Origin of the sequence: Pseudomonas sp. AP42, from assembly GCF_001728935.1 — a bacterium.
Classification (GTDB): domain Bacteria; phylum Pseudomonadota; class Gammaproteobacteria; order Pseudomonadales; family Pseudomonadaceae; genus Aquipseudomonas; species Aquipseudomonas lactis.
The window spans coordinates 23,666-36,762 of record NZ_LYSO01000026.1; the positions used below are offsets into that span (position 1 = coordinate 23,666).

The 13,097-nt window shown below is 59.1% G+C and carries 11 protein-coding genes; 6 read left to right on the forward strand and 5 right to left on the reverse strand.

Annotated elements, in window-relative coordinates; all coding sequences use genetic code 11:
* Positions 1-5: 5 nt before the first annotated feature.
* Complete coding sequence (locus tag A7K61_RS12530) at positions 6-4,835, forward strand: hypothetical protein (RefSeq protein ID WP_139129484.1); 4,830 nt, start codon at positions 6-8, stop codon at positions 4,833-4,835.
* 76 nt (positions 4,836-4,911) lie between these two features.
* Here the strand turns inward: A7K61_RS12530 and A7K61_RS12535 are convergent, their stop codons facing one another.
* The 5 genes from A7K61_RS12535 to A7K61_RS12555 are packed head-to-tail and all read right to left on the reverse strand — an operon-like array spanning position 4,912 to position 9,317.
* Positions 4,912-5,673: an ABC transporter permease gene (locus tag A7K61_RS12535; RefSeq protein ID WP_044274176.1), complete on the reverse strand. Its 762-nt coding sequence runs from the start codon at positions 5,671-5,673 to the stop codon at positions 4,912-4,914.
* A complete protein-coding gene (locus A7K61_RS12540; RefSeq protein ID WP_069557671.1) occupies positions 5,670-6,869 on the reverse strand; it encodes an ABC transporter substrate-binding protein in 1,200 nt (399 codons plus the stop codon). Before A7K61_RS12540 ends, A7K61_RS12535 begins: the two co-directional genes overlap by 4 nt.
* On the reverse strand, positions 6,856-7,659 hold the full coding sequence (locus A7K61_RS12545; RefSeq protein WP_069557672.1) for an ABC transporter ATP-binding protein: 804 nt from the start codon (positions 7,657-7,659) through the stop codon (positions 6,856-6,858). The genes A7K61_RS12540 and A7K61_RS12545 overlap by 14 nt, the downstream gene beginning before the upstream one ends.
* The gene (locus A7K61_RS12550) at positions 7,656-8,717 is read right to left on the reverse strand and encodes an acyl-CoA dehydrogenase family protein (RefSeq protein ID WP_069557673.1); all 1,062 of its coding nucleotides are present in this window, start codon (positions 8,715-8,717) and stop codon (positions 7,656-7,658) included. The genes A7K61_RS12545 and A7K61_RS12550 overlap by 4 nt, the downstream gene beginning before the upstream one ends.
* A 39-nt stretch (positions 8,718-8,756) precedes the next feature.
* The gene (locus A7K61_RS12555) at positions 8,757-9,317 is read right to left on the reverse strand and encodes a carboxymuconolactone decarboxylase family protein (protein WP_047710978.1); all 561 of its coding nucleotides are present in this window, start codon (positions 9,315-9,317) and stop codon (positions 8,757-8,759) included.
* Positions 9,318-9,420: 103 nt separating this feature from the next.
* Between A7K61_RS12555 and A7K61_RS12560 the strand changes: the two genes are divergently transcribed.
* The 5 genes from A7K61_RS12560 to A7K61_RS12580 all read left to right on the forward strand — a co-directional run bounded on the left by A7K61_RS12560 (position 9,421) and on the right by A7K61_RS12580 (position 12,913).
* Positions 9,421-10,353: an AraC family transcriptional regulator gene (locus tag A7K61_RS12560; RefSeq protein ID WP_044274184.1), complete on the forward strand. Its 933-nt coding sequence runs from the start codon at positions 9,421-9,423 to the stop codon at positions 10,351-10,353.
* 152 nt (positions 10,354-10,505) lie between these two features.
* Positions 10,506-11,360 carry a calcium-binding protein gene (locus A7K61_RS12565; protein WP_069557674.1) on the forward strand — a complete coding sequence of 285 codons (855 nt, stop codon included), beginning with the start codon at positions 10,506-10,508 and terminating at the stop codon, positions 11,358-11,360.
* Between the two features lie 128 nt (positions 11,361-11,488).
* Positions 11,489-11,947 carry an SRPBCC family protein gene (locus A7K61_RS12570; protein ID WP_069557675.1) on the forward strand — a complete coding sequence of 153 codons (459 nt, stop codon included), beginning with the start codon at positions 11,489-11,491 and terminating at the stop codon, positions 11,945-11,947.
* A 93-nt stretch (positions 11,948-12,040) separates the two neighbouring features.
* The gene (locus A7K61_RS12575; RefSeq protein WP_069557676.1) at positions 12,041-12,487 is read left to right on the forward strand and encodes a DUF411 domain-containing protein; all 447 of its coding nucleotides are present in this window, start codon (positions 12,041-12,043) and stop codon (positions 12,485-12,487) included.
* 3 nt (positions 12,488-12,490) lie between these two features.
* A complete protein-coding gene (locus A7K61_RS12580) occupies positions 12,491-12,913 on the forward strand; it encodes a YqaA family protein (protein WP_069557677.1) in 423 nt (140 codons plus the stop codon).
* Positions 12,914-13,097: the final 184 nt, after the last annotated feature.

Below are 13,097 nucleotides of genomic sequence, written 5' to 3' on the forward strand. Positions count from 1 at the left end.
CTCACTTGCTTACAGGTATCGCCCACCCTCGCCTGCGCCGAGACGTCTGTGTCGAAGAAACCACCCAGGCTTGTCCCCCCCCACAAATCTCACCCTCGGCCCAAACACCTTCTGCTCCTGAGGTAGAGGCTATCGCGCCGGCCAGCGCGATTCGCTCTGACCTGATCAAGGGCCTGCAAATAACTGATCAACGTCTGTTGCTCAATCAATACCAGGCCCTCAACCAGGACATCCAGGCACTGCTGTTACGCCAGCCGACGCTCAGCAGCGTTATCGAGCAGCAACTCGCCCGCAGTTTAGGCATTACGCCTCCCGTGGACGTTTCATCGCTGTATGTGCACCGCTATCACACCGATGAGCAGGGCCAGCGCACGTTGGTCTCGATGGAAGGCATCACCGAGGCGCTATTCAAGGCGTTGCGCCAGCTCAAGACATCTCCCGACGTTCAGCCCTCGACCAGTACCGTCGGCATGGAAGTCGGCTTTTACCGCAGCGATTCGCCAAGCGAAAGCAGCCGGCAATTGCAGACTCGCGACACCCTGCTTTCAATTGCACAAACCATCGAAAAACAACTGCCCCTGAGCCTTGCCCGATTCTGGACCGAGCCACGCACGGGCGAACCCAACCCTGAGCCCCCCCAAAACGAGTTGCTGGCTATCCACCGAGAGATGCTCTCCACTCTGGCGGCCTTGGGAGTGGAAGACGGTGCATTGACGCCCGCAGCCAAATCTTTGATCGACAAGGTATTCGAATACCCGAGCCTGGAGGCTCGGGAACGCGCGATGAAAGATGGAGAACGGCCTGGCGTCTACCCGCTCAAGCTCGAGGTGCCACGCCCGGCCGGCAGCCTGTTGGCGGGTGCCTTCCTGATCACCAGCAGCGATGGGTCGTCAGCGACACGCCCATTCAATAGTGCGAACACTGACCGGACCTTGCTGCCTGGCCAACAGCAAGGGCTGACCGTGCTCTACACGCCCCGCGATGGTTACGAAACGTTCGACAGCCCGGCCAAGGCACTTGCGGCACTGCGTCAACGCATCAACGACGACCCCGATGCCGCGCAGCAATTACTACAGAGCCTGCCTATAGAGGTTCAGCAGAGCTTGAAAGATGACTGGCAAACTCATCTGAGCCAGAACCTCTCCCCGGTGAAGGTTGACGTGATTGCAGCAGGTGTACCGCAGTTGTTGGAGCGCCAGCGACAACAGGTGAGCAACGAACTACAAGCGCTATATGACTCGCAAAGCCAAGAACCGATATTAGTAGACCCCTGGCGACACCTCTTGACTGAGAGAGGCCTGCATGAAGCCGCCGACCTCGGATGGCATTTCGACGGCGATAACGCCTTGTTGACGCGCACGCAATGGCTGGACAGCCGATCACACAATCAGGACGCTCGCCAGGCGCTGGACCAAAGCCTTGGGAACCAGAAAAACTGGCAATACCTGGCTCAAACACTCAACGAGTCCGTCCAGACATTGCCGGAAAAACCCACAGCGCGGGACGTATCGGCCATGTTGAAAAAAACGCCGATGAATATTGCGCCAGACTCCGGCCATTACCAATCCTATATACGCGCACCTGGCATGCCCGTAAGCGTTGAAGCGTTCCTCACTGAAAACGGCTTGCCATTGCCCAAGACCCTCGACGACCTACTGGCCTTGGCGCAAACCGCGAACGTTCGAGCGCAGCAGCACCCCTTGGGCAATTTCGCAGGCGCCCTGTCATGGCCACTGCCCCTGAGTGTTGAAAACCAACGCGAACTGTTCAACGTGGTCGCATGCAACAGCGCCGGCCTGGAGGGCTTGCCGTTGCAAAATCCCAGCTGGGGCGCATTGGACTACCTGGCCAGCGCCGTATCGTTGTCGCCAACCGACATGCAAGAGCCCGCGAAAGCGCTGGAAAAACTGCTCGGCTCGCCCCGTTACAAGGCCTTGGGCGAAGCGATCCAAAACAAGATCAATGGCATAGCCACCCACAGCAGTATCAACGATTACGTATTGGCGGCGATCCATTTGGGGCTCGATCACGAGTCCATCGACCACCCCAGCCGAAGCCGTGTCGCAGGCTTCGATCTCGCTGCCGATACATTCTGGAACAAGCCGCCCTCAGACATTATCAGCGCCCTGGCGGAGCACCTGAGTACCAACGGCAAGACCTCCACGCAGACAGCTGCATTGGGCGCACGCTTGCTGTTGGGACGTGTCGCCCCTCAGTTCTTGGTCAAAGATATTCCTGCCACCGTCACTGTCGGCAGCATGGCGTGGGCGAATCTGTGCCTGGCAGTCGCCCGCATCGAAGCACAAACGCCTGGCAAGGTTGCGTGGATGAGTTTCGGTGAAGTCATGCTGGCTGCCGAAGACACACCGCCGGCCAGCGAAGCGGTACAGAAAGCGGTGCTGATGGACTGGGCCGTCGCCAATCAAATTACCCATGTCGACCCAAGTGGGGATTACACCCAAGAGAACATCGAATACGCCCGTACGGTGTTCAACCGGCAACTGGATGCTTTGAAAGTCATGTCCGAACGGCTTGAAACACCGATGCCCAATCGAAGGGCAATGGCATTGGCTCTGCTCAAAGAGAAATTCGGCGATGATATCGACTTTGAACAAAAATGCCTGCGCATCAACTACGGGCCTGAATCCATCGGCCCTCGATTCGGCCCCGCCCATTCGATGCTGGACCTCACCATGGAGGGGATGAAACTCGATGAGTATTGGCAACGCACGGATGGCGCCACAATCAGCAAGCAAACATTTGACGACTTTGTCGCGCTCACTCGTGATAAAGCTCAATACAACGTTGTGAGCGAGTTCAACAAAAAATTCACCGAGGTCACCAACCTTTACAAAGACATCAAGAAAGATCTGGTGATGAACGCTATCACGCACTTGCCTCTGGAGGACCGAACCCAACTTAACTACGGCAAAATCCGGTTCTTCAAAGAAAATTCCTACAGGGTCTCTTACATTCCATTTGTCGGTGAAAATCTGTTCCATTCGAGCGCCACGATTCGAGTGCAAACCGAGCTCAATGGGAAAAAGCAGTCGTACTTGTTTGACACCGAGAAAGGCACCATTCAAAAAACTGGATCACACCCAGCCGACCACAAACCCGTCACTTTCTCGGACGAAGTCATCAGGGTCGAGGAGTATTCTCCTAATCCAGCCAATACCTCTTTCGAGCAAGAGAAACCGCTGTATCACGGCAGTAATCAGAACCACTTCCAAAACCATCGAATTCAGGAGGTGGCAGAAACGGTCGTGAAGGGCCTGGGGATCGACAGTGACGCCGTCAGGCGCCTGGCCGAAGGCAGAACGGCCAGGGAACAACAGCGTGACACTCTCACCACGATAGGCGAATTTTTGCTGGATCTTATCCCCCTCAGATCGGCCATTGCCAATTTTCGCAACGGCAATATAAAGGACGGAGCCATGGACTTGGCGTTCGATTTGTTCGGCTTCCTCACTGCGGGCGTGGCCATGGTCGGAAAGTTGGCAAAAGCCGCCGGCAAAACCGGCAATGCGCTCGCCAAAGTCGCCCGCAGCGGCCGAATCATTGGGGCGACCGCCTTCAGCGCATTCAACCCGCTGGGTGGGCTAGGTGACGTGGCGGTAGGCGCGGGCAAAGTACTGATGGAAGGTGCAAGCGCCGCCCGCGCGGGTGTTCAACGAATGCGCGGCATGGCCACAGGCGGTGAGCTGGTTAAAGCGAGCAAGCGTTATGAAGCTGCGGCGACGGGCTTGTTCAAAGTCGGTGAGCAACAGGTGCAAGGTTCGGCCATCAAGCACAACGGCAAATGGTATGCCTACGATGCGATGACACAAAAGCCCTATGGCGCGGCCAGGGAGTTTTCCCCGGCGGATCTACTGATGCCGCCCTCGCCTAACCTGCATGATACGACTACGAGCAGCCGCAATGGCGTACGTCATAACCCACTAAACAGGGCGTCTCGCCCCTCCAAGGCCGTCAAGAGAGTGCCGCTACCCGAGGACGAATACGCGACGAGCCGCAGTACGAACGGTTATCTGGTCCTGGATCATTTCACACCCAATAGAATTAAACAGACACGGGAAAAGTTCGTATTGGAGAAAAACGGTTATTTACAAGACGCGGCCAAGGGCGAGAGGCCGCGCGCTGCAACAGTGCCTGATATCGAGGATGCACTGACGCCCAACCAGACATTTGAAAAGGCGTTGGAAAATACCGATGTACTGGTGCTGGGAGAAGATCACACTGAAGTTGCAGGCCTGATTGCACTACGCGACGGAATGAAAACATTCCATGAAAAGGGCGTCAGCGCCATTTACCTGGAAGGTACGACACTCGACCCGTATGGCCTGCTAGACGATCGTTCGTTCCGACACGCTCTGAAGCGACGACCCGGGGGTGAAAGAATCTATGAGGAACTGATAACGGAAGCCGAAAAATATGCAATCGAATTACTGCCGCTTGAGCACAAGTTTTTGACAAGGCACTCCGATACGCCTGGCTATTTCGAAGGCCTGGGTAAACTTGATAAAAATTCCCCCGAGTATCTGGCATTGTCCAAGCAACGCCTTGAGGAAGTGAACTATTACGGTGCCAGGCAGATAATGAAAAATGAACTCGGCGGAAAATCCGTGGTGTTGGTAGGCCGCTCGCATATGAATACCGCCGAGGGTGTTTATGGTATCGCGGAGTTAACCGGTGGCATCGGTATTGGCGTCTATCAAAAATCGGATATCGCCCACAGTGGGGGCCGTAAAGCGGGCGCTACCCGTGACACCTCAGTGAGAATATCTGGTAGAGATGACACTGTCGGCGATTTGCAGATTGACATAAAAGCGTAAGCACCGGGTAAACCGTTGGGGCTCGCGCCCCAACAACGTGGCACGTCGACTGCTTCACATGGCGACGTTCAAGCCATCAACCGCCATGCACCCACCGCTGGTGCAACCCACGCGCAAACGCGTCCAGCGCAAACCCCAGCACCCCGATCACCACCACCATCGCCATCAACTCCGAGTAAGCGAGCCGATCACGGGTGTCGAGGATGTAATACCCCAGCCCCGCACTGACCCCAAGCATTTCGCACGGCACCAGCACGATCCACAGGATACCGATGGCCAAGCGTACGCCGGTCAGCACATGCCCCACCACGCCTGGAATGACCACCCGGCGTAACGTCTCCCAACGCGTGGCACTCAAGCTCTTGCTTAACTGCAACCAACGCGGGTCGAGCTGACGTACGCCCGCTGCGGTGTTGAGCATGATCGGCCAGACGGCGGCAAAGGCCAGCAGGAAGTAGATTGGCTGGTCGCCCACGCCCATCAGCATCACCACGATCGGCATCCAGGACAGGGGCGAAATCATCCGCAGAAACTGAAACGCCGGCGTGGTCGCCGCCTCCAGGTTACGCGAACTGCCCACCAGCAAACCGAGCGGTACGCCCACCAACAACGCGAGAAACAACCCGACAAAAATACGCTTCAGGCTCACGGCGATATGCAGGTACAACTCACCGCGCCCGAGCAATTCCCACAAGCTGCTGGCGGTGGCCGCCAGGGAAAAGCGCGCCGACAGGCCATCGGCCTCGCCAAAGACTTTCACGCCCAGCCACCACAGCACCAACAACCCCGCCAAGCCACTCAGCCCCAGCCACCAGCCGGGGATTCTGCTGTTGTTCAAACGCCGATCTCCTCGTGCCGCTCATAGCCGTCCGGCAAACCGAAGGTCTGCATGCCGCCCACGGCTTCGATCGCCTTGCGCACGAAGCGGTCGTCCACCAGGTCCTTGGCCACGAAGGCTGGGTCCAGGTCTGCGAGGAATTTTTTGTCGCCTTCGATCAAGGTGTCCTTCAAGCGCCGCACCAGTTCTTCGGTGTAGCTGGGGAAAGGGTACGGTTGGAAGTCGATGCGATGCTCGTCCCATTTGGCATGCTGGATCGCGCCGTCGGCAACATAGCCTGCGTGATCGCTGGCCGCCGGCGCCAGGACTTTGCTCAACACCGGTTGGGTATGAGGCGTGTAACGGTTCGGGCCATCCTTGGACAGCAGCTTCACCGCCTCTTCGCGGTTCTCGCGGGTCCACACCTGGGCCTTGACGATGGCGCTCACCACCTTCTGCGACCACTCCGGACGGTTGGCCAGGTCGTGCTCGTGCATGAACACCACACAGCAGGCATGGTTACGCCACACGTCGCCAGTGAAGCGCTGCACGCGACCGACCTTGAGGTTTTCTGCCAGGGCGTTGAACGGTTCGGCGACAATGTAGCCGTCGATGCGTTTGCTGGCCAAAGCCGGAGGCATGTCCGAGGGCGGCAACACGATCAAGTTGACCTCATTGGCGGCAATCGAGCTGCCAGTGGCGCGAGTGACCGGTGTGAGGCCGTTATCGCGGAACAGTTGCTGCACCACCACATTATGGATCGAGTACCAAAACGGAATCGCCACCGACTTGCCGCCCAGTTGCTTCACGTCGGTAATGCCTGGCGATACGGTCAAGCCTGAACCGCCCACATGGTTCCACGCCACAACTTTGGCTGGCACCTTACTGCCATAGCGCGCCCATACGGTCATCGGCGACAACAGGTGTATGACGTTGACCTGGCCGGAGATAAACGCCTCGATGACCTGGGCCCAACTGCGCAACAACACCGGGCGCTCGGCCTTGATGCCTTCGGCTTCGAACAGGCCGTTGTTGTGGGCCACCAGCAGTGGCGTGGCGTCAGTGATAGGTAGATAGCCAATGCGCACCGGCGCGTCGGGCTCGTTGGCGGCACGCGCCTGCAAGCTGCTCAGCAGAGGCAAGGCGCCGGCGGCACTGAGCACAGCGGAAAGCTTTAGAAAGTCACGGCGCGAGTGGGTCAGGTCATCCAGACACATGGGTAAACTCCTGTTGTTCAAGGGGGTTGGGTTGAGGGCGGCTCGCCTGCCGTAAGGTTTTCAAAATCTCGATACGCAGCGCGCCGATGGCCTCGACCTGTTCTTCCCGAGGGTGCGGCAAATCAATAGCCCACTCGCCCAGCGTCCGCGCCGGGCGGTTACCCAGTAGCAGGATGCGATCGGACAGCAGCAGTGCTTCGTCGATGTCGTGGGTGATCAATACGGCCGCCGAACCTTGCTCACGATTGACCTTGAGCAACAGGTGCTGCATATCGGCGCGCGTCACTTCATCCAGCGCGCCGAAGGGTTCGTCAAGCAGCAACACTTGCGGCTGACGCGCCAGGCAACGAGCCAATGCCGTGCGCTGGGCCATGCCACCGGACAACTGCGCCGGGAACTGCTGGCGCGCAGGTTCCAGCCCTACCGCCGCAATGGCGTGGTCGACACGCCGGCGGCGCTCTTCAACACTCAAGTGCGGTTGGCGGGCGAAATCCAGGCCGAAGGCAACGTTCTTTTCCAGGGTCAGCCAAGGCAGCAGGCTCGGGTCTTGAAAAGCCACCACCACGCGCGGATGCGGGCCGCTCAATGGCTCGCCCAATACCTGCACACGGCCAGATTGAGGTGCCTGCAAGCCGGCCAGCACCCGCAGCAGGCTGGATTTGCCCACGCCGCTAGGGCCCAGAATCGACACCACTTCGCCCGGTTGCAAATGCAAGTCGAAGCCTTGCAGCACGGGTCCACTCTCATACCCCAGGCAAATGCCCTGGGCCGTCAATACCGCCTGGCTCATAGATTGGCCTGGCGATGCAGCTCGGTACGCAGTTGCACCAGGCTGGGCGTTACGATCGGCACAAAGGCCGACTCGCGCCAGCGCCGGGCAAAGCCGCTGCCGTGGGCGGTCAAATAAGCCTTGCCACCGCTGGCTTGCAGTTCAAGCTGCACGGCGCTGGCGGCGGTTTCGGCCAAGGCGATGCGCAGCTTGAACAGCGGTATAGGCTCGGCGGTAAAACGCCCGGCCAACAGCCCGTTTTTAAGCTCGCTGACCAGATGATCCAGGGTCACGCGCAGGGCTTCCAACTCTTCGCGCAGTACGGTGCGACTGGCACCCAAATGGTGAGCCACTTCGGCCAGGGAACGCCGGGCCAAGCCAATCGACATGCCGCACTGCAAGCCCAGGAACGCCGGGCGTACCGCTGGCAAGAACTTGCGCGCATCCTCGTGCAGCAACCACTCGCGACTCAGCTCCACGCCTTCCAGGCCAAGCGCTGCGGTGTTGCTCGATTGCAGCCCGAGCAGTTCCAGGTCGCGTGAACGCTGCAACCCAGCCACCGAATCCGGAATCGCCAGGATAAACGGCGCGCCGCCGCCCGCATGCTCGATGGCCGCTGCAGCGACAAAGCCATTCTTGCGCAAGTTGGTCACCCAATGCAGGCGACCGTTGAGGGTCCAACCATGGTCGTTGGGCTCGGCGCTGATCTGCAACGTTTCGATACCCGACAGAAACTTCATCGCATTCGACAGCCCGGTGGCCCCGGCCAACTTGCCGCTGAGCAGGTCTGGCATCAGTTGCTCGCGCAGGCGCTGATTGGGGCTCTGTAACAAGTACTCGATAAACGAGCGCTGGCCCCAGCACACAAACGCCGCCGCCAGGGAATGGCTGGCCACATTGGCAATCGCCTCGACCGCCCCCGCCACATCACCGCCCAGGCCGCCCAGTTGAGTGGACACGCCGATTTTCAGAATATTGGCTTCTGCCAGCCGCGGCAGCACTTCCTGTGGATCGCAACTGCCCACGTCCAGGGCCTGCGCTTGAACATCGAGCCAACGGCTCAAGATTGGGTCAAGCATTCATGTCTCTCCTTTTACAGCAGGTGGGCCAACGCCGAATCAGTTGGCCGGTTTTTCCCAACGGTATTGCGCCAGCTCCGGGTTCAGCGGGGTGCGGGCAAACACGTTGGCGAAGTTGCACAGGGTTGCCAGGCTGACACCCAGGATGACTTCCAGCGCGTGGCCGTCGGTGTAGCCGGCAGCGCGGAATGCCTCAAAGCCCGCATCACTCACATCCCCACGGGTGGCGATCACTTCTCGGGTAAAGGCGGCAAGTGTCTCATAGCGTGCGTCAGGTAATTCACCGCGGCGGCGCAGGGCCTCGATCACCTCCTCCGGCAGCTTGGCTTTGTTGCGGGCAACTGCGGTGTGCCCGGCGACGCAGAAATCACAACCGTGGCTGGTGGCGGCAATCAACTGCACCACTTCACGGTCGGCCAGGCCCAGCTCGGCCTTGGCATTCAAGCCGGAGACGGTGATGTAGGTTTCCAGCGCAGCCGGTGCGTTGGCCAGTACCCCCAGCAGGTTAGGAATAAAACCCGAGCCTTTGAGCGCGTTTTCCAGGAAGGGTTTGGCGGCTTGCGGGGCAGTTTCGGGGGTGAGCAGCGGTACGCGGGACATGAAGTGGACTCCTGTTGGGTTCGAATGCCCCAGTCTGTTGGTTCTAAAAAAAGCGCTCAATAGGCTAAAGTAGCGATTACTTGCTCTTGAGTCTTTCCATTAGATGAATTCGTCCAGCGTCCTTGTCGATTGGTTATTAGATAGCCTCGAACTCAACACCAGCTTGTTTCACGTCGGCCGCTATTGCGGTGACTGGCACGCGAGCACCCACGGCCTGGCACAGGCGAGCTTCCACTTGATCGTGCAGGGCGAATGCTGGCTGCATATCGACGGCGATCCAAGGCCACAACACCTGAATAATGGTGACGCGGTGTTTCTGCTGCGTGACTTTGCTTTTCGCCTGTCCGGCCAAGCCACGGCAGCCGGCGCCCAGGAGTGCCCACGCCGCGCAATGCTGCCCCTCGATAGTACGGCCACCGACGGTGTGGGATTAGTCTGCGGTTTCTTTCACTTCCAATCCGGCTTGTCGACACTGATCGTCGACACCCTGCCCAGCTGGATCATCCTGCGCGCCGGCGACCCGTCGCTGATGGCTGCACGCAACCTGTTCGAACTGATCCTGCAAGAATGCGCACGCACGCCAGCGCCCTCTTCCGCTTTGCTGGAGCGCCTGTGCCACCTGCTGTTCCTGTATGTGTTGCGTCAGCAAGTGCTCGACAACACCGAGCTTGGCGGCCTGGCGGCGCTAGGCCGGGCACCTGCGTTCGCGCATTTGCTGGAGCAATTGATCGCCCGCCCCGCCGAGCCCTGGAGCCTGGAAAGCATGGCGGCCTGCACGGGGTTGTCGCGCTCGGCGTTTTTCAAGCGCTTCAGCGAATTGTGCGGGCAGTCACCCGGGCAAGTACTGCTGATGATCCGCATGCGCCACGCCTGTGGGTTGCTCAAGGCGGACCAGACCGTGGCCGAGGTGTCGCTGGCGGCCGGGTATCAGTCGGTGGCGGCGTTTACCCGGGCATTTCGCAAGATCACCGGGCAACAGCCCGGGGCTTACCGCAGAGACCAACTGCACAGTCAGCCTGCTACCCGTGGCCAGTAAAACGCGACCTGATCGGTCGCCGATACAGGCTCAGTACAAACGCTTTGAATCACATCCTACCTTCACCCCCAGGAACTCTTTCGGCCGGTCTTCCACGCAAGAGTAGTCATGACGCACCGTCAGACTTTCTACGATCAACCGAAGGACACCTAATGCTATCTCCTCTCACTTACCCAGTGGTAACACGACATTCCACGCCTTCCATCGAGCCGAAAAAAAACGACCCGTCGCCTTACGATCCGCCCTCCGACCTGACGCCAGGGGCCAAAAACGTGCGAACGCATCGGTTGCTGGAGAAAAGTGGCGTGACCTTCAGCCGCGAAATTACGTGGAACACCAAGGACGCTGAAAAGCCAAAAATTGTCTCCAGCCGGCTTGTGGTAGAAACCGGTGATGATGCCGATCGCATCCATGTGCGTAGTTGGCCAGGAGACAAGCTGCAGTTCATCATCAATGGCACGTCCTACCTGCTCGATGCCAAAGCACCACAAGGGCCGGAGCAAAGCCTCTGGATCAAAGCCAACGGTGGCGATGACAGGGTGATCGTAGATGATGACGTCAAGCATGTTCTGCAAGTCGATGGCGGCCGCGGCCACGACTTCATCCAGGCGGGAGGAGGCATTTCTGCGCTCTTTGGTGGAGCGGGTAACGATAACCTGATCTTGGGCGGCAACGACGGTTATGCCGAAGGCAATGACGGAGACGACCTGATCTTGGGTGGTCAGGGCAACACGTTACTATTCGGCAACGAGGGCAACGACCGGCTCTACGCAGGGGTTGGCAACGCGAATAAGCAAAACTTCCTGGACGGTGGCGACGGCGACGACAGCCTCTACGCTGGCACCGGTAACAACGTGCTCAATGGCGGCAACGGCCGTGATCATCTGACAGGATATGCGCGTACCGCTTTCTATAACGGCGAAGTTCACCACGCGCTGGGGGGGCAATCAGAACAAAAGAGTATTTTCACTCGCCTAGGTCGCCCCTCCTCCTCATCAGGGTTTTGACTGAGGAGAACCGTGGAGGGTCGCCTTGAGGGGTGTTGATCAACGGTCTGAATACTCCCGTGCAAAGCGCGGGAGTCAGGCTACTCTCACAGCTCCTAGTGTAAAAACCGCCACACAGGAGGTGTGTCATGCACGCGACTGAGCATTCGGTCCGCTTGGAGCAGATCAGTCAGGAGCGCTTCATCCAGGCGCCGATCGAGGCGGTTTATGACTATGTCACCCAGCCCGACCGCTGGCACGAGTGGCACCCCACCTCCCTTAGCGCCGACACCGGCACCACCGGTTCATTACCGGTCGGCACGCGTTTTACCGAAATCATCGACCTGCTGGGCATACGCGTCCCCATGAGTTACCGCGTACAAATCGCCCGCCGCCCCAGCGAGTTCAAGACCGTGTTCACCTCCCTGGCGGTTGACGGTTCCATCCATTACTGCTTGCGCGCTCATCCGCGCGGTACGCTGTTCAAGCGGGTGCTGACTTACGAGACCGAACTGCAACTGGCGTCTTTGCATGAGCGCATGGTCGCGTTGTCGGGGATTGCGCTGGACCGGCTCAAGCACAGGCTGGAAAACCAGGGCTTCGTATAATTTAGAAACATTACAACGGCGTCACATTGTAAACATGCCTGCAAAAGCAGGGAGAATGCCCGGCTTATTGCCGCGCCTTCAGTGAGACCCACGATGAAAACCCCATTGCGCCTGGCACTGCTCAGTGCCCTGTTCACCACCCCCCTGGCCCAGGCTGCCGAGTTGATCCCCATCGACGTCCACCGCGACGCCAACTGCGGCTGCTGCAAAAAATGGATCAGCCATTTGGAAAGCAACGGATTCAAGGTCAACGACCATGTTGAAGCCGACATGAGCGCGGTGAAACAACGCCTGGGCGTCGCGCCACGCCTTGGCTCGTGCCACACCGCGGTCATCGACGGCAAATTCGTCGAAGGCCACGTACCCGCCAAACAGGTCCTGGCTCTGCGCAAGCGCAACGATCTGCTGGGCCTTGCCGCACCGGGCATGCCTTTGGGCTCGCCAGGCATGGAAGTGGACGGACGCAGCGAGGCCTATCAAGTCATAGGCCTTACCCGTGAGGGCAAAGACGTGGTGGTAGCGGACTACCCGGCTCACTGACCGGTGTTGATGGGTTACCTGGGGCTGTTCGTCGCGGCATTTGGCGCCGCGACGTTATTGCCCTTGCAATCGGAAGCCGTGTTGGTGGGCCTGCTGCTCAGCGGGCATTACAACCTATGGCTGCTGCTGGGCATCGCCACCCTGGGTAACGTGCTGGGGTCGGTGGTCAATTGGCTGCTGGGCCGCTCGGTGGAACGCTTCAAGGACCGACGCTGGTTTCCGGTCAGCGCCAGGCAGTTGGACAAGGCTCGCGGCCATTACGCGCGCTGGGGGCACTGGACGTTGTTGCTCAGTTGGGTGCCGATTATTGGTGACCCGTTGACATTGGTGGCTGGGGTGATGCGTGAGCCGTGGTGGCGGTTCTTGCTGCTGGTGACCCTGGCCAAGGGCGTGCGTTATGGCGTGCTGGCGCTTATTACTCGGTAGTTGACCGCCCGTCGCCACTGTCATTTCTCACAGCTAGACGGTTATCACCTTCTCATATTTGCTGGCCCTGTTTGGCACGTTTTCTCAAATCCGCCTGAAGGGTCACCCCCATGTCCGATAAACGCTCAGCCAGCCCACCCATCCTGCACCCACCACGCATCGCAGACCTGGAGCCGCCGCCCTA

Bases quoted from the DNA above. Each gene is read 5' to 3' on its own strand.
- A7K61_RS12560 (WP_044274184.1), top strand. From the start codon at position 9,421: ATGAATTCGTCCAGCGTCCTTGTCGATTGGTTATTAGATAGCCTCGAA.
- A7K61_RS12555 (WP_047710978.1), bottom strand. From the start codon at position 9,317: ATGTCCCGCGTACCGCTGCTCACCCCCGAAACTGCCCCGCAAGCCGCC.
- A7K61_RS12575 (WP_069557676.1), top strand. From the start codon at position 12,041: ATGAAAACCCCATTGCGCCTGGCACTGCTCAGTGCCCTGTTCACCACC.
- A7K61_RS12545 (WP_069557672.1), bottom strand. From the start codon at position 7,659: ATGAGCCAGGCGGTATTGACGGCCCAGGGCATTTGCCTGGGGTATGAG.
- A7K61_RS12540 (WP_069557671.1), bottom strand. From the start codon at position 6,869: ATGTGTCTGGATGACCTGACCCACTCGCGCCGTGACTTTCTAAAGCTT.
- A7K61_RS12550 (WP_069557673.1), bottom strand. From the start codon at position 8,717: ATGCTTGACCCAATCTTGAGCCGTTGGCTCGATGTTCAAGCGCAGGCC.
- A7K61_RS12565 (WP_069557674.1), top strand. From the start codon at position 10,506: ATGCTATCTCCTCTCACTTACCCAGTGGTAACACGACATTCCACGCCT.
- A7K61_RS12570 (WP_069557675.1), top strand. From the start codon at position 11,489: ATGCACGCGACTGAGCATTCGGTCCGCTTGGAGCAGATCAGTCAGGAG.